Source organism: Burkholderia sp. NLJ2, from assembly GCF_049487195.1.
Lineage (GTDB): Bacteria > Pseudomonadota > Gammaproteobacteria > Burkholderiales > Burkholderiaceae > Burkholderia > Burkholderia pyrrocinia.
On sequence record NZ_CP137810.1, the window covers coordinates 1,102,656 to 1,120,578 of the forward strand.

The following is a 17,923-nucleotide window of genomic DNA, read 5'->3' on the forward strand; positions in this document are numbered from 1 at the left end:
ACCGACACATGAATCGAGTCGCAAACAAGGTCGCGCTGGTCACCGGCGCGGCAAGCGGCGTCGGCCGCGCGGATGCGCTGCTGCTCGCCGCCGAAGGCGCGCGCGTCGTGCTGACCGACATCGACGACGACGCGGGCCGTGCGCTCGCCCGCGAGATCGGCGACGCGGCGCTGTTCGTGCGCCACGACATCGCCGACGAAGAAGGCTGGCGGCACGCGATCGCGTCGACGCTCGACCGCTTCGGCCGTCTCGACGTGCTCGTCAACAACGCGGCGATCTGCCCGGTCGGCTCGATCGAGGACACGAGCCTCGACACGTGGCGGCGCGTGATGCGCACCAACGCGGACGGTTATTTCCTCGGCTGCAAGTACGCGATCGGCGCGATGAAAGGCAACGACACGCCGGGCTCGATCGTGATGATGTCGTCGGTCGCCGCGCTCGGCGGGCTGCCGATGATGTGCGCGTACACCGGATCGAAAGGCGCGGTGACCGCGCTCGCGCGCAGCGTCGCCGTGCACTGCAAGCGCAGCGGCTACCGGATCCGCTGCAACTCGATCCATCCGGACGGGATCTGGACGCCGATGACGCAGGCGCTGATGCCCGATCTCGATCCGGCCGCCCTCGGCATCGGCAGCGATCCGATGGCGCGCATGTGCGACCCGCAGGACGTCGCGAATCTCGTGCTGTTCCTTGCGTCCGACGAATCGCGTTTCGTGAACGGCGCGGAACTGCGGATCGACAACGCACAACTGGTGTCGTCGCTGTGACGCGGCTCGACGCTTTCCTGTTCAAAGGAGTCCTTCGATGATTTCATTCACCGGCAAGACCGTGCTGGTCACCGGCGGCGGCGCGGGCATCGGCCGCGCCTGTGCGGAAGCGTTCGGCGCGGCCGGCGCACGCGTCGCCGTGGCCGAGATCGACGCGGCGCGCGCGCAGGACGTGCGGCACGCGCTCGAAGCCGCGGGCGTCGACGCGCTCGTCGGCACCGTGGACGTCACCCGCCGCGACGAGGTCGATGCGTTCGCGCGGACGGTCGACGCGCACTTCGGCGGCCTCGACGTGCTCGTCAACAACGTCGGCGATTTCCTGCAGATCGCGAAGCCGTTCGACGACTGCACCGACGACGATATCGCGCGGCTGTTCGACGTGAACCTGCGCCAGGTGTTCACCGTCACGCGCGTGATGCTGCCGTTGCTGCGCAAGCGCGGCGCGGGCGGCAGCATCGTCGGCGTGTCGTCGATCGAGGGCTTCCGCGCGATTCCGAACTGCACCGTGTACGCGTCGTTCAAGGCCGCGCTGACCGGCTTCACGAAAAGCCTCGCGCTCGAACTCGGGCCGGTCGGCATTCGCGTAAACCAGATCGCGCCCGAAACCACCGAGACGCCGCAGGTGCCCATCAGCGCGATGGTCGCGGCCGAACACCATGACCACATCCCGCGCTGGATTCCGCTCGGACGCTTCGGTGTGGCCGGCGACATCGCGGGCGCCGCGCTGTTCCTCGCGAGTCCGCTCGCCGCGTGGGTCACCGGTACGACGCTGCACGTCGACGGCGGCGCGCTCGCGGCGGCCGGCTGGTATCGCGACCCGAACGGCTTCTGGACCAACATGCCCGTCGTCACGGGCAACGGCTTCAATTTCTGAGCGGCGCTGCGCACGCGCTCGCAGCTTCCCCCGTTCATTTCACGCGGTGCGCCTGCACCGCCACGGAGACACCATGAAAATCCTGATCGTCGGCGGTACCGGCCTTATCGGCGGCCACGCCGCGCTGCATCTGCATGCGCAGGGCAACCACGTCACGCTCGCCGCGCGCAAGCCGCCCGCGGCCGGCAGCGCGCTCGCGCAGTTCGACGTGCTGCTGCGCGACTACGTGGCAGGCAACTTCACGCGCGACGATCTCGTGCCGTTCGACGCGGTCGTGTTCGCGGCCGGCAACGACATCCGCCACCTGCCGCCCGGCACCGACGAAGCCGCGCACTGGGAACGCGCGAACGTCGACGCGGTGCCGCGCTTCTTCTCGCTTGCGCGCGACGCGGGCGTGAAGCGCGCGGTGCTGGTCGGCAGTTTCTATCCGCAAGTCGCGCCCGCGCTCGTCGATACCGTGCCGTACGTGCGCTCGCGCCATCTCGCCGACGAACGCGTACGCGCGCTCGCGACGCCGTCGTTCGCGGTGTGCAGCGTCAATGCGCCGTTCGTGGTCGGATCGGTGCCGGGGCTGCGCAACGAGATGTTCGCCGCGTACACGGGTTATGCGCAGGGCCGGCTCGCGGGGCTGCCCGTGTACGGGCCGGCCGGCGGCAGCAACTTCATCTCGACGCAATCGCTGTCGGAAGCGATCTGGGGCGCACTGCAGCGCGGCGCAGCGGGCAAGGCGTACCTCGTCGGCGACGAGAACCTCAGCTTCGCGGATTACTTCGCGGCGTTCTTCCGCGCGGCCGGCAACGCACAGGATGTGCCGTCGCTCGACCAGGAGCATCCGCTGCTGCCCGACATCGCGATCTACACGGGGCGCGGCAACGTCGTGTCGTACGAACCCGATCCGGCCGATATCGCGCTGCTGCGCTACCGGCGCGGCGACGTGCAGCGCGCGGTCGACGAAGTCGTCGCGCATTGCAGCGTGCAGTAAGCGGCATCGATGCGAAAACGTCCCGCCGCCGGCGATGGATGCCGGCGGCGGGACGTCAGGGTCGATGCGTCAATGCGCCGATGCGTCAATACAGATCGTCAGGCGCCGAGGCGCTGTTCGATCTTCTTCATCGTGTCGGTCATTTCAGCCGGCAAACGCAGCTTCAGCATGTCGAACAGCGCCGCGTGCAGCTTCAGCTCGTCGCGCCATTCGTCGGCGTTCATCGACGTCACCGCGTCGAACTGCTCGCGCGTGAAATCGAGCCCGTCCCAGTGCAGGTCTTCATAAGCGGGCGACACGCCGAACGCATGTTCGCCGCCACCACCGGTGCCTTCGAGACGGTCGAGCATCCACTTCAGCACGCGCATGTTCTCGCCGAAGCCCGGCCATACGAACTTGCCGTTCGCGTCCTTGCGGAACCAGTTCACGCAGTAGATCTTCGGCAACGTCGCGCCCGCGCCTTCGAGCTGCTTGCCGAGCTTCAGCCAGTGCGCGAAATAATCGCTGACGTTATAGCCGCAGAACGGCAGCATCGCGAACGGGTCGCGGCGCACGATGCCCTGCTGGCCGACTGCCGCGGCGGTCGTCTCCGAGCCCATCGTCGCGGCCATGTATACGCCTTCGACCCAGTCGCGCGCCTCGGTCACGAGCGGTACCGTCGTCGAGCGGCGGCCGCCGAAGATGAACGCATCGATCGGCACGCCGGCCGGGTTCTCCCAGTCTGCGTCGATCGACGGACACTGCGCGGCCGGTGCCGTGAAGCGCGAATTCGGGTGCGCGGCCTTGCGGCCGGTTTCCTTGCCGATCTCCGGCGTCCACGGGTTGCCCTGCCAGTCGGTCAGCTTCGCGGGCGGCGTGTCGGTCAGCCCTTCCCACCACACGTCGCCGTCTTCCGTCAGCGCGACGTTCGTGAAGATCACGTTTTCCGTCAGCGTCGAAATCGCGTTCGGGTTGGTCTTCACGCCGGTGCCCGGCGCGACGCCGAAGAAGCCGGCTTCCGGGTTGATCGCATACAGGCGGCCGTCGCGGCCCGGTTTCAGCCACGCGATGTCGTCGCCGATCGTCGTGACGTTCCAGCCGTTGAAGCCCTGCGGCGGAATCAGCATCGCGAAGTTGGTCTTGCCGCACGCGGACGGGAACGCGGCCGCGACGTGATACTTCTTGCCGGCCGGCGACGTCACGCCGAGGATCAGCATGTGCTCGGCGAGCCAGCCCTGGTCGCGGCCCATCGTCGACGCGATGCGCAGCGCGAAGCACTTCTTGCCGAGCAGCGCATTGCCGCCGTAGCCCGAACCGAAGCTCCAGATCTCGCGCGTTTCAGGAAAGTGCACGATGTACTTCACCGGGTTGCACGGCCACGGCACGTCTTGCTGACCCGCTTCGAGCGGATGGCCGACGCTGTGCACGCACGGCACGAATTCGCCGTCTTCGCCGAGCACGTCGTACACGTCGCGGCCCATGCGCGTCATGATCCGCATGTTCACGGCAACGTACGGGCTGTCGGACAGTTCGACGCCGACGTGCGCGATCGGCGAGCCGAGCGGGCCCATCGAAAACGGCACCACGTACAGCGTGCGGCCGCGCATCGAGCCGTGGAACAGGCCATCGAGCTTCTCGCGCATTTCGGCGGGCTCGATCCAGTTGTTGGTCGGGCCGACGTCGTCGCGCGATGCCGCGCAGATGAACGTGCGATCTTCGACACGTGCAACGTCGGACGGATCGGATTGCGCGAGATACGAGTTCGGGCGCTTCGCCGGGTTCAGGCGCTTGAGCGTGCCCTGGTCGACCATCGCCTGGCACAGCGCGTCGTTTTCTTCCTGCGAACCGTCACACCAAACGATATGCTCGGGCTCCGTGAGTGCCGCGATGCGCGACACCCAGTCGATCAGCTTGCGATGTTTGACGAAAGCCGGGGGAGCGATCAGCGGGCCGTGTGTCGCTTCGGCCAGATTGTTTTGCGACATGGGAACGTCTCCAGATTATTGGGCGGGGATGGGGGATGCGGGGTGAACCCGCCAGATGGGGAATGCGATCGGAATGCAGGGCGCAGCAACGCGCAACGCGGGGCACGCGAGCTGTGCGCGTGTCGATGCCGCGATGCGGGCGAGAGGATGTGATGTCTCGTTAGAAGATGCGAACGCGAGTTTCGCCATGCATGCAACCTGCCTTACAACTTCCATGCCGGCCAGCATACCATCGCCGTTATTGAGCGGGCGTTGCGTTGCAACAAGAAACAAGTGTGACGACGTGCAGGCACATGCGTTGCCGGCAAGCCATTTTGACTGCGTCGATGCGATCGCTGTCGGGGACGAAACCCGCGGAAGGTCCGTCGCACAAGGGTTTGGCGAAACCGCCAAGTTCGGCCCGCCGGCCGCGCGCATGAAAATTGCGAATGCGCGCCCGGCGGATTCTCGTTTTCGCTACTCAGGCAAACCCTGAATTAGGTTGCGTACACAAACATCTGGCAAGAACGCGTGATGTACGCCACTGCTCAAAACGGCGCGCCCGGCAATCCGGGGTAATACGCGCCCGCCGCCATCCCGCCGTCGACGGCCAGTTCGGCGCCGTTGCAGTACGACGCGTCGTCGCTCGCGAGGAATAGCGTCGCGCGCGCGATTTCGTCGGGCAGGCCGACGCGCTGCAGCGGCACGTTCGCATAGTGCTTGTTGATTTCCTCGAGCGGCGCGCCGGTCGGGTTCGACATCACCGTGTTCACGCCGCCCGGATGAATCGAATTCACGCGCACGCCCTGGTGGCCGAGTTCGAGCGCCGCGACCTTCGTCAGCCCGCGCACGCCCCACTTGCTCGACACGTACGCGGCGAGTGCATTCACGCCGCGCAGGCCGTCCACCGACGAGATGTTGACGATCGACCCGCTCTTCTGCGCGATCATGCGCGTCGCAACCGTGCGGATGCCGACGAACGTACCGACGAGGTTGATCGATACCGCTCGTTCGAAATCGCGTTTCGACAGCTCGGTGATGCCGCCGAACGTCAGCACGGCCGCATTGTTGACGAGCACGTCGATGCGGCCAAACTGCTCGACCGTCGCGTCGGCGACGCGCGCCCAGTTCGCTTCGTCGGCGACATCGAGCCGCATGAAGCGCGCCGCGCTGCCGAGCTCGCGCGCGAGCGCTTCGCCTTCCGCGTCGAGCACGTCGCCGATCACGACGCGCGCGCCCTCTTCGACGAACAGCCTGCACGTTGCCGCGCCCATCCCGCGCGCGCCGCCCGTGACGATCGCTACTTTTCCTTCCAGTCGACCCATGTCGTCCTCTCTTCGATTCCGGTTTGCCGGCATTCACGCGCGAGCATGCGTGCCGGACCCATGATTGGTGCGCGGCTCGCGCCGTCAGCCCCCGCCGTCAGCCCCAATAAGCCTGCCCGCCGTCGAGCGGCAGCGTCGCGCCCGTCAGGTACGCGCCATCGCGGCTCGCGAGAAACACGATCGCGCGCCCGATGTCGTGCTCGCAGTCGCCCACTCGGCCGAGCGGGATCGTGCGGAAGAACGCCGCCGCTTCCTGCGGATTCGCATCGACCCAGCCTTTCAGGCCCGGCGACAACGCATGCGGCGCGACCGCGTTCACGCGAATGCCGTCCGCCCCCCATTCGCACGCCGCCGCGCGCGTCAGCGCACGAATCGCTTCCTTGGTCGCCGCGTACGCGCCGTAACCCGACGCATCCCAGCGCACGGCGGCCGACGACGCGAAATTGACGATCACGCCGTCGCCCTTCAGATGCGGATGACACGCGCGCATCATCCGCAGCGTCGCGATCGGCCCCGATTCGAGCCCCGCCAGAAAATCCGCATCGGTCACGTCGAGCAGGCGGCCAAGCGGCACGACCTGCGCGTTGTTGATCAGGATCTGCACGCCGCCGAACCGTTCGACGACCGCATCGACGCAATCCGCGATCTGCGCGGCGTTCATCACGTCGCACACGAACGGCTCGGCGATACCGCCGCGTGCGCGGATCGCGTCACAGGTGGCAAGCAGCTTGTCGCGCGTGCGACCGACCACCGCGACGTGCGCGCCTTCCGATGCGAGCGCATGCGCGACGCCCTGGCCAACGCCCTGCCCCGCGCCCGTCACGAGCGCGACCTTGCCCTTCAGGATGCCCATGCGCACTCCTTAAGCGACGATCGCCGGATGGGCCTGCACGGGCCCGCCGAGCAGCTCGCGGTACGACGGCGGCTGCTTGCCGTCGAGATCGGCGATGCCGTATTGCAGCGCGGCTTCCGCGCCGACGAGCACCTGCCCCGACAGCGCCATGCGCTGCGGATCGCCGTGGATCGCGTGAATCACGCGGCCCGTGAATTCCGGGCTTTCGGCGACGAGCGAGAAATCCTTGTAGAGATCCGGATGCTCGTCCCACACGCGCGTCGTGCGCTCGGTGCGCAGCGGGCCCATCCAGATCGACACGGCCGCGACGTCGAACGGCTTCAGGTCGACGGCCATGTCCTTCGCGAACTTGTCGACGCCCGATTTCTGCGCGCCGTACGCCGCGCCGTGCATGTAGCAGCTCGCGCCGAACGACGACGTGAATGCGATCAGCCCGCTGCGGCGCTTCGCCATCAGCGGCGCCGCATGCCAGCTCGCGACGTAGGCCGAGCGCAGCCCGACGTCGAGGATGTTCACGAGGTCGAGCGACTTTTCCCAGAACGGGCCCGGCAGGATCAACTGGTCGTGCAGATACGTCGCGTTGTTGACGAGGATGTCGAGCCGCCCGCTGTCGCGTTCGATGCGCTCGAACAGCGCCTTCACCTGCGCGTCGTCCGCGTGGTCGCAGGCCACCGCGATCCCGCGGCCGCCGAGCGCGTCGATCTCGCGCGCGGTCTCGTGGATCGTGCCGGGCAGCGGCGCATCGCCTTCGTTCTGCGAACGGCCCGTCACGTAGACGGTCATGCCGGCCGCGCCGAGCGCGCGCGCGATGCCCTTGCCCGCGCCGCGCGATGCGCCCGTCACGACGGCGACCGGCGCATCGTGGTTCTGTGTCATGTTCGATGTCTCCTGTGGAATGTCCGCCACGTGCGTGGCGATGGCGTGCGTCAGGCAGCCGGCGGCTGCGCGCCGGCGAACAGCACGCCCGGCGCGTCGCCCTCGTAGCGGGCCGACAGCGTCGACGTGACGACGCAGCGCGTGCCCGCGATCTTCCATTCGCCGTCGACCTTGCGGTATTCGTCGTCGTAATGCGCGCCGAGCTGCGTGAGCGTGCGCGCGTTCGTGTCGATCATCTGGTAGTGCAGGCCCCACGTGCCGCGCGCATGCGTGTCGTCGAGTACGGTGATATCGGGATTCACGCCGTGGTGCATCTCGACGATGTCGGGATGGCAGCCGAGCCGTTCGAACACGTCGACGAGCGCGTCGCGCGTATCGAACGTGCCGATCCGGCCATAGTCGATGTGCACGCGGCCGGGCACGAAGCAGTCGCGCATCCCTTGCGGATCCTTGCGGTCGCAGCACGTGAAATAGCGCGCTTTCAGCCGGCGGATCGCATCGGCATCCTCCAGCCTGCGCACGCGCGTTTCCAGCGATTCGATGAGGGTCATCCCGTCTCCTTGTTCGGTGCCGGCGCGGATCGGATGCCGCGTCGATGCCACGTTACCGCCGCGCGACGCGCCGGCCATCACCCGTTCGGATTAATCCGGCGGTTCATCGCGACAGCACCGGCCGCATGCGTGCTCGCCTTTCGTCCGAACAGACGATGTGATGCGGGCGGCTTCGTTCCTACCATCGAACGACACCACCACGAGATACGGCGATGGACGACACGACCCGCACGCTCCATGAATACGAGCAGATCCGACAGTTGAAGTACCGGTATTTCCGTGCGGTCGATACGCACGACTGGTCGTTGCTCGGCGATTGCCTGACCGTGGATTGCGAGGCGCGGCTGTATGGCGGCCGTTATGCATACGACGGTCGCGACGCGTTCGTGTCGAGCCTGCGCGCGCTGATCGGCAAGCCGACCTTCCTGACGATGCATCACGGCCATCACCCCGAACTCACGCTGGTGTCCGCCGATCATGCGTGCGGCGTGTGGTTTCTCGAGGATCACGCGATCAATCTCGAGGACAACTACCTGTTGCACGGCACCGCGTTCTACGACGACCAGTACGTGAAACGCGACGGCGTGTGGCGCATTCACGCGACGCGCCACGAGCGGCTGTTCGAAACCGTCACGTCGCCGATCCCGCCGTCGTTCACGCTGACCGCGAACCGGTTCGCGCCGGGTGCGCATGGTGTGCATGGCATGGCCGTCACCGCTTCCTGAACCCCGGCGGCAACGCCGCCGATCCCGTCATTCCCCTCTGGAGCCGTAACAATGGAGAAAGTCATTTACGTGTTGTGGCACGACGCGCAGGCCGCGCCCGATCAGTGGAGCCGCTCGGTGCGCGCGCAACTCGCCGACAAGCTGCTGTCGCTCGGCGCGCACGGCGTGCAGGTGAACATCGCAGACGCCGATGTCGCGCCGGCCGCCGGCCTGAAGCAGACCAACACGCACCCGGGCATCGACGGGATCGTCGCGGTGTGGATCGACAGCGCGAACGCGATGTTCCGCCAGCCGTTCGACGATGCGGTGCGCGCGGTCGTGCCGCACATGGCCGCGTATCTCGTCACCGAATCGCAACCGATTCCGAACACGCGCTTTCCGGCGCGGCCGGGCGAGCGCACGATCGGCTTCTCGCAGCTCGCGTTCCTGAAGCGGCCGCCGCGCCTCACGCACGAAGCTTGGCTCGATGTATGGCACGGTCATCACACGCGCGTCGCGATCGATACGCAGGACAATTTTCTGTATGTGCAGAACGTTGTCGTGCGTGCGCTTACGCATGCTGCGCCCGGGTATGACGCGATCGTCGAGGAATGCTTCCCGGCTGCGGCGATGACCGATCCGCATGCGTTCTTCGATGCGGTCGGCGATGACGAGAAGTTTCAGCGCAACGTGGCCGAGATGATGGATAGCTGTGGCCGGTTTATTGACTTCGACAAGATCGATGTGGTGCCGACCAGTCAGTATGTGGTGAAGGCGGTGCGGGGGTAGGTTGAGGCGATCGCGGGCCGCGCGGGTGTGGCCGCGCGGTTCGATTGTCGTCAATCCGGGAATCACTGCAACGCTCCGCTCGGTGACCGTTGCGCATGGCCGGGGCGTCCCATTGACGGCATGCCGCAACGGTTGCGAGCCAAACGCAAGCGGTCCTTCCGATCAGCAAAATGCGGTGCAGCCTCGAGCCGTTACCAGTGCCAGACCTGATCGAAGCGATCGAACAGGGCGGGGATCTCGGCACGCGCGAGCAGCGTCAGGCCGCCGATGACATCGTCCTGTGCCAGTCCACAGTCGCGCATGTCCTCGTTGACCGCATACACGGCAACGCCGGCCCCAATCATATTGCCCAGATCCTTATCGAGCGCCGGCGGATGAACCTGCCGGCGCTCGCCGAAGGCGAGGCCGGTGGCATCCTGCCCGCGCGCTGCATAGTTCACGGCGCTTCCGTACAGCAGCAGGCTGATGTCGGCGCCGGCGTTTTTCAGCACATGGTTCAGCCACAGGATGGTGTCATCCTGTTCTTCCAGGGTAGCCCGGTAGGCTGTCTCAACAATGCTCAGGATTTTCATCGCGCAGCTCCTATTTCGTCGGAATTACCAGCACAGCGTTGCTCTGGGTCGCGGATTCGAGAAAATCCTTCGGGCTGCCGCGGCGGGGACCCTCAATCCAGTCACCTGCACCGCGTTCGTCCACACATAGTCCGCAGTTGATCCAATCGAGCTTGACACCCTGCTGGGCGGCAAGTTGAAACAAGGCTGCCACCCAGTCCCTGGTCGTCGGGTGATCCTCCTCCTCCACCGACGTGCCCTTGACCGGATTGGCATGCGGGGCTTGCGCTTTCATGGTCAGATTGACTGCACCTTCGTAGGCGAACACGGTGACGTCGTGCCCCCGTCGCAGCGCGGCATCCACGATGCGCAGCGCCGTCGTGCTGGCAGCCTTCTCATACGGGGGGTCCATCAGTGCCAGGGTCAATTTCATACCAGTAGCCATCACGCTCTCCTTGATTCAGTGCCAAATGGCCTTGGTCCCAGCCACCAGGAGAAGATCCACGAGGTGTCCGATGTCCGCCTTCTGGACACCTTCAGCCAGCCGTTCGATCGCCCGTTCGCGCAAGGAGAATTCATCGGCAAGGACGGTGACGCCGCTGCGCGTCAGATCCGCATATCGCTCGCTGAATTTTGCGCCCGGGCGAGTGGAAAGCACGCCGTTCTGAACCAGGAACAGGGTGACCGTGTTGCCCCTCTGGCGTATGCCCCTGACCAGTTCCTCGACGTGCTCGGGATCCCCGGCACCATGTGGACCGCGCGATTCTACGAACAGGTAATTTGCCATGTCAGCCTCCTGCCAGCTTCCAGCCCGAAAAAGCAGTTCCCACCGACGTGTTGCCCCCTGTGTCGCGCCAGTCGCAACGGGCGCTCGACTCGCCGTGCGGCGCGTGGGCCGCGCACAGCTCATGAATTGGGTATAGCAGAACGGACGGATAGTCCAAGTAACTCTACGTGTCACTGCACGGGATGGCTTATGCGTGTGGTCACGCCGTTGTTGAAGCACGGCACAAGCGGCCAGCTTCGCCGGAAAGTTGCGGCCGGTACGGGCCGAGCAGCGGACATTCCCCGGCAGGCGCAAACGTCTCTTCCTGGCCGAACGCAGGCAGTTCGCTCCGTGTTCCGCACCATTGCGCGAAGAGTCATTCTTTCGCCTTCCCGTTTCCTATGACAACGGTCGCTGCTCCGCGACAACACACGCTTTTATCCACCCCATGACAAAACGTCTATAATTGGACAATCCATCGACCGGCCCACCGCCACGCCTGATCGCATGCACACCGCGATTCCCCGGCCCAACCTCCCCGGAGCGACATGAACGCCTACCCCGTTTTCGACACGCTTTGCGACCTGCTGACAACATCCGGCGCCCGTTTCCGCGTGCTGGAGCACCCGGCGGAAGGTAAATCCGACGTCATCGCCGCGATCCGCGGCACACGCCCCGAACAGGGCGCGAAGGCGATGCTGTGCACCTTCAAGGACGGTGGCGACACAACCGCCCTCGCCGTCATCCCCGGCCACCTGAAGATCGATTTCCGCAAGGTCGCCGACGCCGTCGGCCGCCGCAAGGCGACGCTCGCGCCGCCCGATCTCGCGGCCGCCGTCACGCGCTGCGTGATGGGCGCCGTGCCGCCGTTCGTGTTCGACGGCAACGTGACGCTCGTCGTCGATCCCGCGCTGGTCGAACGCAACGACGAGATCGCATTCAACGCGGGCCGCCTCGACCGCTCGGTCGTGCTCGATGCGGCCGACTACGTACGAATCGCGCGCCCGTTATTGGCCGACATCACGCGACCGGAAACGACAGACGGCCAGGCACACGCCGGTTGATCGTTTCCCGAAGCCATCGCATCGATCCGAAACCTGAACGCGAGCCCACCATGACCACCACCCGGAACAAAGCGCTGTCGGAGCAGGCATCGCTGATCGAACAGGTGCAGCGCATCGCCGAAGGGCTCGGCGAGATGTTCGCGCCGTTCACCGAGGTCGTGGTGCACGACCTGCGCACGCCGAAGCACGCAATCCTCGCGATCCACAACAACCTGTCCGGACGCGCGGTCGGCGACCCCGCGACCGAGCTCGGCCTCGCCCGCATCGAGGACGACGATTTCCCGCAAGTGCTCGCGAATTACCCGAACCGCTTCGCCGACGGCCGCACCGCGAAAAGCACGTCGATCGGCATCAAGGATTCGAGCGGCCACTATGTGGCCGCGTTGTGCCTGAATGCCGACGTCACGCTGTTCCGCGGCTTCCAGGGCATGCTGAACCAGTTCTGCCGCACGGACGGCGAAACCATCGCCGAAACGCTCGACCCGGCCGGCGCGGACGCGATCCGGCAACGCATCGACGCGTTCGCGACGCGCCTCGCGACGACGCCGCGCGAACTGAAGACCGACCAGCGCCGCGAGCTGATGCAGACGCTGAAGGCCGACGGCTTCCTCGAGGTACGCCGCGCGATGGAGATCGTGTCGCAGCATCTCGGCGTATCGCGCGCGACGGTGTACAACGATGCGAAATGAAACAAGCGCGCTGCTTTCATGTTGACTAAACTTTCCGACCCTCGATCGACCATGAACTCTCCGACTCTCCCCACGTACGACGACGTCGCCGCCGCCGCGGCCCGGCTCGAAGGCCATGCGCACCGCACGCCGGTGATGACGTCGCGGACGATCGACGAAGCGCTCGGCGCGCAGGTGTTCTTCAAGTGCGAGAACCTGCAGCGCATGGGCGCATTCAAGTTCCGCGGCGCGTTCAACGCGCTGTCGCGCTTCGATGCCGAGCAGCGGCGCAACGGCGTCGTCACGTTCTCGTCCGGCAACCATGCGCAGGCGATCGCGCTGTCGGCGCGCGTCCTCGGCATCCCGGCGACGATCGTGATGCCGCAGGATGCGCCGGCCGCGAAGATGGCCGCGACGCGCGGCTACGGCGGCAACGTGGTGACCTACGACCGCTACACCGAGGATCGCGAGCAGATCGGGCGCGATCTCGCGGAGCAGCACGGGCTCACGCTGATCCCGCCCTACGACCATCCGGACGTGATCGCCGGCCAGGGCACGGCGGCGAAGGAACTGTTCGACGAAGTCGGCCCGCTCGACGCGGTCTTCACGCCGCTCGGCGGCGGCGGGCTGCTGTCTGGCACTGCGCTTGCCACGCGCGCGCTGTCGCCGCACGCGAAGTTGTACGGCGTCGAGCCGGAAGCCGGCAACGACGGCCAGCAATCGTTCCGGTCCGGCGCGATCGTGCATATCGACACGCCGCGCACGATCGCCGACGGCGCGCAGACGCAGCACCTCGGCAACCTGACGTTCCCGATCATCCGCCGCGACGTCGACGACATCCTGACCGCGACGGACGCCGAACTCGTCGACTGCATGCGCTTCTTCGCGACGCGTATGAAGATTGTCGTCGAGCCGACCGGCTGCCTGTCGTTCGCCGCCGTGCGGCGGATGAAGGACCAACTGCAAGGCAAGCGCGTCGGCGTGGTGATCAGCGGCGGCAACGTCGATCTGGAGAACTTCTGCGCGCTGGTGTCGGCATCGGCATGAACGTCATCGCGCGCATGAACATCCTGTCATGCGCACGCCACCGCTCCTTCACGCCGCGTTAAGTTTCGCGCCCTAGACTGATTACGTTGTCCCGCAGTCAGTCGTGAAGGAGCCACCATGAACACGCACGCGATCGTCGCCGCCGCCCTGGCGGCCGCTTCCCTTTCGGCGTTCGCTCAACCGGGCGTTACGTCATCCGGTTTTCCCGCCGCATCGCCGCGCGACGCCGTCGCGCAGGCGACCCACTGTTCGCCCGGCGCATTGCCGTCCGCCGGCTTCGTGCTCGCGAAGATCGATCAGAACAATACGCCGCCCGACCGCGGCGGCGACCCGAGCGGCCGCACGCACACCGGTACCCGCATGTAACGGCGCGCCGGTCGGTGCTGCCGCGCCCGGTCGTCGTTGTCAGAACGACGGCAGTGACGGATCGCGCGCGGCGAGGATGTCGTCGGTGCGCCGCTGCAGCGCGCCGTCGATCGTCTCCGGCTGCGGAATCAGCCAGTAGCGCCCTGCGCGGATGCCGTCGAACACCCGCCCGGCGAATGCGTCGGGCGTGAGCCCGTGCGCGTTCAGCATCGAGCGCATCGTATCGACGAAGCCGCGTACCTCGGGCCGGTCGTGCGCGGCGCCGAACGGATCGTTGAAGATGCCGGACTGCACGGGGCCCGGCGCGAGCAGCGACACGCCGACCGGCGCACCGAGCATCTTCAGTTCTCCGTACAGCGATTCGGTCAGCGCGACCACCGCGAATTTCGTCGCCGAATACGGCGACATCAACGGGCTCGGCAGGAAGCCGCCGACCGACGCGGTATTCACGACCCGCGCCGGCACGTTGCGTTCGAGCATCCGCGGCACGAAGCTGCGGATCCCGTTCAGCACGCCGTGCACGTTGATCGCGAAGCTGCGCTCGAAGCGTTCCGGCGTGATTTCCCAGCTGAAGCCGGTCGCCATCACGCCCGCGTTGTTGAACAGCAGGTCGACGCCGCCGAAACGCCGCCATGCGGCTTCCGCGAGTGCGTCGACAGCTTCGGGGCGGCTGACGTCGGTCGGCACGCACAGCACGTCGGTGTCGAGCGTCGCGGCGAACGCGTCGAGCTTCGCCGGATCGAGATCGGCCAGCACGACGCGCATGCCGAGCGCGGCCGCGTGGCGCGCGAGCCCGCTGCCGATGCCGCTGGCCGCACCGGTGATCACGGCGGTGCCGCCGTGAAAGCGAATCGAATTCGTCATGTCAGAGTCCTGTCGGGTCGATGTGGGGATGCGCGTACGCGGGAATCACCGGCGGCGGCAGCGACGTGCGGCCATCGAGCGAACGCACGGAAAGGCGCTGCGCGAGCGGGAAATGCAGGCTGTGCGTGACGAGGCCGGTGCGTTCGCGCGCCGGCAGGCTGCACAGCGCGAGCGCGGTTTCGGCGAGATACGCGACGTCCTCGGTCGGATAACCCTCGGGGATATAGCGCGCCGCGCCCGGCGTACGGATCGCCGTGCTCGGCGCGACGAGATTCACCGCGATGCCGTCGGCTTCCAGTTCGGCCGCGAGCCCCTGCGTGAAGCGCGACAGCGCGGCCTTCGCCGCCGCGTAGACGGTCGCGCCGCCCGCACGCGAGAAATCGTCGAACGGCCGCAGCGGCGGCAGCGCCGTCACCGAGCCGACGTTCACGATCCAGCCGGCGCCACGTGCCCGCATCAGCGGGATCGCGGCCTGCGCGAGCGCGAACGGAATCCGCAAATAGTGTTCGATCGTCGTGTCGAACATCGTCATCGGCATCGCGTCGACGCACGCGTAGTCGGCCACGCCCGCGTTGTTCACGAGAATGTCGAGGCCGCCGGCCGCGTCGGCCGCACGCGCGACGAGCGCGTCGCGCTCGGCCGCGTTCGACAGGTCGGCCGCGAGCGCGATCGCGCGGCCGCCGGCCTGTTCGATCAGCGCAACCGTTTCGGCGAGCGTGCCGGCGGTCGTGGCCGATTGCGTGAGGCTGCGCGCCGTCACGACGACGGTCGCGCCTTCGGATGCGAGGCGCTGCGCGATCGCGCGGCCGATGCCGCGGCTCGCGCCGGTCACGAGTGCGCATTTGCCCGCGAGGATCGCGGTTCGGGTGTCGGTCATCATGTCTCCAGTGATTTGAGTGCGGGCCGTTCAGCCCGCGATATCCGCAACGTGCAGCACGAGCTTGGTTTTCGCGTCGCCCGTTTGAACGAGATCGAGCGCCCGCGCGGCCTGTTCGAGCGGGAAACTGTCGAAGCGAGGCACGCGCAATGCGCGCCGGCCGAGCCGTTCGGCGATCGATGCGAGCGTGTTGCCGCTCGGCATCCGGCTGTAGGTCATCGCGGTGCGCAGCCCGCGCCGCGCGGCTTCGGCGCCTGTCGCGGCCAGCCGCTCGGCGTCGCCGGCCGCGAGCGTCATGATGTTCACGAGCGTGCCACCCGGCGCGAGCAGGTCGAGCGCGTCGTGCAGCGTGTCGCCGCCGACCGCATCGAGCACGAGGTCGACGCCGCCCGGCGCCCATGCGCGCACCGCTGCGGCGATGTCCTGCGCGCGATAGTCGATGGCGACCTCCGCACCCAGCGATTCGACCGTGTCGCGGTTGCGCGCCGAACACGTCGCCGCGATGCGCGCGCCGGCCTGTGCGGCGAGCTGGATCGCGAACGTGCCGACCGCGCCCGCGCCGCCGTGCACCAGCACGGTCTGCCCCGCGCGCAGCCCGCCGTCGTCGAACAGGCCGGCCCATGCGGCCAGCGCAGGCGTCGGTGTGGCGGCCGCTTCCGCGAAGCTCACCGCGTCGGGCAGGCGCACGACCGAGTCGTGGCGCACCGCGACGTATTCCGCATACGCGCCCCAGCGCCCCGCGCCGACGTCGGTCTGCGCGAACACGCGCATGCCGGGCGCGATACCGTCGACACCTTCGCCGACCGCTTCAACGACGCCCGCCGCATCGAAACCGATCACGAACGGAAACGTGTACTGCATGAACGCGCCGAGATAGCCTTCGCGGCATTTCCAGTCGGCGGGATTGACGCCCGCGTATGCGACGCGGATCAGCACGTCGCCGGGGCCCGGCTTCGGTACGGGAACGTCGGCCAGCCGTAACGCGTCGGCATGCCCGACGCGGTCGATCAGAAGGGCTCGCATCTTCGTGTCTCCAGGTTTTTTGTTGGCTTGGTGTGTGGTGCGCTGCGTGTCACGTCGCCGTGTCGGCCAGCAGGCTCGACGCGAGCGGACAGAACGCATGCGAAATCGCATCGACCGTCCAGTCGGGGCTTTCGGCGTCGAACCGGCGGTCGACCCAGCCCCAGTGATACGGATGCATCAGGTATTCGCCGAGCAGATCGCCGACGTGCGCGAATTCCTGTTGCCACACGTGCGTCCAGGCGCCCGGCGTCTCGATCCGGCTCAGCCGCCAGTTGCGGATGCCGGGCATGAACGCGGGCATGTGCAGCAACTCGTGCTCCAGCGCGACGACCTGTGCTTCGCTTGCCTGCGGCCGTACACGCAGCATCAACGTGCGCCAGATGCCATCGCGCAACGTCGGCTCGCGCAGGCCGCCTCCGATCGCGCGGCACGCGGCGCCGTCGATGCGAGCGACGCCCGGCAGTTGCACCAGCATCTCGAAATCGGTTGCACGATCAGCCGCCCGTTCGTCGCGCAGCACGTCGAGCGTGTAGTCGCCCGCGCCCCAGCAGCCTTCCCGATTGCGTGCGAGCGCGACACGGGTTACGCCGGGCAGCGCGCGCGCGGCTTCGCGCACCGCACGTTCGATTGCGTCGGCGTCGTGATCCGCCGACACGAATACCTGCGCCGTGTCATGCCGCATGGTGGACCTCCGTCAGCGCGGGCAGCGGCGCGTCGGCGTCCGTCATGACATGGCGGCGGCGCGCGTCGCACAATCCGTCGACGGCCATCCAGAACGCGACCACGTCGCCATCGGTCAGCGCGCGCATCCGGTAGTAGGCCGGCGCATCGGCGACGTGCCACGTCAGCCACAGCGTGCTCGGCTGCCCCGGCACCGCGACGGGCGGCGACACCCAGCAGCCGGCCGCCGTCAGCCCGCGCGCCGTGTGGGCCGGCAGGTAACGCTCGCGCAGCAGCGCCAGCACGTCGGGAATGCGCTCGGGCGCGAGCGTGATTTCGTCTACGATCTGGATCATTCGCGTGTCGTCCGTGG

Annotated in this window: 22 protein-coding genes; 9 read left to right on the forward strand and 13 right to left on the reverse strand. The window is 67.3% G+C overall.

Annotation, left to right across the window (positions count from 1 at the left end):
* The first annotated feature begins 8 nt into the window (after positions 1–8).
* The 3 genes from R9B84_RS27220 (at position 9) to R9B84_RS27230 (ending at position 2,623) form a co-directional block, all read left to right on the forward strand.
* Complete coding sequence (locus R9B84_RS27220) at positions 9–767, forward strand: SDR family oxidoreductase (RefSeq protein WP_423763093.1); 759 nt, start codon at positions 9–11, stop codon at positions 765–767.
* 37 nt (positions 768–804) lie between these two features.
* Positions 805–1,641, forward strand: a complete 837-nt coding sequence (locus R9B84_RS27225) for an SDR family NAD(P)-dependent oxidoreductase (protein WP_423763094.1) — start codon at positions 805–807, stop codon at positions 1,639–1,641.
* 73 nt (positions 1,642–1,714) lie between these two features.
* Positions 1,715–2,623 carry an NAD-dependent epimerase/dehydratase family protein gene (locus tag R9B84_RS27230; RefSeq protein ID WP_423763095.1) on the forward strand — a complete coding sequence of 303 codons (909 nt, stop codon included), beginning with the start codon at positions 1,715–1,717 and terminating at the stop codon, positions 2,621–2,623.
* Between the two features lie 98 nt (positions 2,624–2,721).
* On the opposite strand, the gene R9B84_RS27235 is transcribed toward R9B84_RS27230, so the two are convergent.
* The 5 genes from R9B84_RS27235 to R9B84_RS27255 form a co-directional block, all read right to left on the reverse strand.
* Positions 2,722–4,587 carry a phosphoenolpyruvate carboxykinase (GTP) gene (locus R9B84_RS27235; protein ID WP_423763096.1) on the reverse strand — a complete coding sequence of 622 codons (1,866 nt, stop codon included), beginning with the start codon at positions 4,585–4,587 and terminating at the stop codon, positions 2,722–2,724.
* Between the two features lie 527 nt (positions 4,588–5,114).
* Entirely contained in the window at positions 5,115–5,891 is a 777-nt protein-coding gene (locus R9B84_RS27240) for a glucose 1-dehydrogenase (RefSeq protein ID WP_047903203.1), read from the reverse strand.
* Between the two features lie 97 nt (positions 5,892–5,988).
* Positions 5,989–6,744: an SDR family NAD(P)-dependent oxidoreductase gene (locus R9B84_RS27245; RefSeq protein ID WP_423763097.1), complete on the reverse strand. Its 756-nt coding sequence runs from the start codon at positions 6,742–6,744 to the stop codon at positions 5,989–5,991.
* 9 nt (positions 6,745–6,753) lie between these two features.
* Positions 6,754–7,620 (reverse strand): SDR family NAD(P)-dependent oxidoreductase, encoded by an 867-nt coding sequence (locus R9B84_RS27250; RefSeq protein ID WP_423763098.1) that lies wholly within the window; start codon positions 7,618–7,620, stop codon positions 6,754–6,756.
* A 50-nt stretch (positions 7,621–7,670) separates the two neighbouring features.
* Complete coding sequence (locus R9B84_RS27255) at positions 7,671–8,171, reverse strand: nuclear transport factor 2 family protein (protein ID WP_423763099.1); 501 nt, start codon at positions 8,169–8,171, stop codon at positions 7,671–7,673.
* 212 nt (positions 8,172–8,383) lie between these two features.
* Between R9B84_RS27255 and R9B84_RS27260 the strand changes: the two genes are divergently transcribed.
* Both R9B84_RS27260 and R9B84_RS27265 read left to right on the forward strand, forming a co-directional pair.
* On the forward strand, positions 8,384–8,896 hold the full coding sequence (locus R9B84_RS27260; protein ID WP_423763100.1) for a nuclear transport factor 2 family protein: 513 nt from the start codon (positions 8,384–8,386) through the stop codon (positions 8,894–8,896).
* A gap of 51 nt (positions 8,897–8,947) precedes the next feature.
* On the forward strand, positions 8,948–9,664 hold the full coding sequence (locus R9B84_RS27265; protein WP_423763101.1) for an EthD domain-containing protein: 717 nt from the start codon (positions 8,948–8,950) through the stop codon (positions 9,662–9,664).
* Positions 9,665–9,855: 191 nt separating this feature from the next.
* On the opposite strand, the gene R9B84_RS27270 is transcribed toward R9B84_RS27265, so the two are convergent.
* The 3 genes from R9B84_RS27270 to R9B84_RS27280 are packed head-to-tail and all read right to left on the reverse strand — an operon-like array spanning position 9,856 to position 11,002.
* A complete protein-coding gene (locus R9B84_RS27270) occupies positions 9,856–10,236 on the reverse strand; it encodes a DsrE family protein (RefSeq protein ID WP_423763102.1) in 381 nt (126 codons plus the stop codon).
* Between the two features lie 10 nt (positions 10,237–10,246).
* Positions 10,247–10,648: a DsrE/DsrF/TusD sulfur relay family protein gene (locus tag R9B84_RS27275; protein WP_423763103.1), complete on the reverse strand. Its 402-nt coding sequence runs from the start codon at positions 10,646–10,648 to the stop codon at positions 10,247–10,249.
* A gap of 27 nt (positions 10,649–10,675) precedes the next feature.
* On the reverse strand, positions 10,676–11,002 hold the full coding sequence (locus R9B84_RS27280; RefSeq protein ID WP_423763104.1) for a DsrE family protein: 327 nt from the start codon (positions 11,000–11,002) through the stop codon (positions 10,676–10,678).
* A 527-nt stretch (positions 11,003–11,529) separates the two neighbouring features.
* Here R9B84_RS27280 and R9B84_RS27285 point away from each other — a divergent pair.
* The 4 genes from R9B84_RS27285 (at position 11,530) to R9B84_RS27300 (ending at position 14,126) form a co-directional block, all read left to right on the forward strand.
* Entirely contained in the window at positions 11,530–12,045 is a 516-nt protein-coding gene (locus R9B84_RS27285; protein ID WP_423763105.1) for a YbaK/prolyl-tRNA synthetase associated domain-containing protein, read from the forward strand.
* A 50-nt stretch (positions 12,046–12,095) separates the two neighbouring features.
* A complete protein-coding gene (locus R9B84_RS27290; protein ID WP_423763106.1) occupies positions 12,096–12,734 on the forward strand; it encodes a helix-turn-helix transcriptional regulator in 639 nt (212 codons plus the stop codon).
* Positions 12,735–12,785: 51 nt separating this feature from the next.
* Positions 12,786–13,760 (forward strand): threo-3-hydroxy-L-aspartate ammonia-lyase, encoded by a 975-nt coding sequence (locus tag R9B84_RS27295; RefSeq protein WP_423763107.1) that lies wholly within the window; start codon positions 12,786–12,788, stop codon positions 13,758–13,760.
* Between the two features lie 117 nt (positions 13,761–13,877).
* On the forward strand, positions 13,878–14,126 hold the full coding sequence (locus R9B84_RS27300; protein ID WP_423763108.1) for a hypothetical protein: 249 nt from the start codon (positions 13,878–13,880) through the stop codon (positions 14,124–14,126).
* Between the two features lie 39 nt (positions 14,127–14,165).
* Here the strand turns inward: R9B84_RS27300 and R9B84_RS27305 are convergent, their stop codons facing one another.
* The 5 genes from R9B84_RS27305 to R9B84_RS27325 are packed head-to-tail and all read right to left on the reverse strand — an operon-like array spanning position 14,166 to position 17,906.
* Positions 14,166–14,990, reverse strand: coding sequence for an SDR family NAD(P)-dependent oxidoreductase (locus tag R9B84_RS27305; protein ID WP_423763109.1), 825 nt, complete (start codon positions 14,988–14,990; stop codon positions 14,166–14,168).
* Position 14,991: 1 nt separating this feature from the next.
* The gene (locus R9B84_RS27310; RefSeq protein WP_423763110.1) at positions 14,992–15,867 is read right to left on the reverse strand and encodes an SDR family NAD(P)-dependent oxidoreductase; all 876 of its coding nucleotides are present in this window, start codon (positions 15,865–15,867) and stop codon (positions 14,992–14,994) included.
* Positions 15,868–15,897: 30 nt separating this feature from the next.
* Positions 15,898–16,890: an NADP-dependent oxidoreductase gene (locus R9B84_RS27315; RefSeq protein WP_423763111.1), complete on the reverse strand. Its 993-nt coding sequence runs from the start codon at positions 16,888–16,890 to the stop codon at positions 15,898–15,900.
* Between the two features lie 49 nt (positions 16,891–16,939).
* Positions 16,940–17,572: a Dabb family protein gene (locus R9B84_RS27320; protein ID WP_423763112.1), complete on the reverse strand. Its 633-nt coding sequence runs from the start codon at positions 17,570–17,572 to the stop codon at positions 16,940–16,942.
* The gene (locus tag R9B84_RS27325; protein ID WP_423763113.1) at positions 17,562–17,906 is read right to left on the reverse strand and encodes a hypothetical protein; all 345 of its coding nucleotides are present in this window, start codon (positions 17,904–17,906) and stop codon (positions 17,562–17,564) included. The genes R9B84_RS27320 and R9B84_RS27325 overlap by 11 nt, the downstream gene beginning before the upstream one ends.
* Positions 17,907–17,923: the final 17 nt, after the last annotated feature.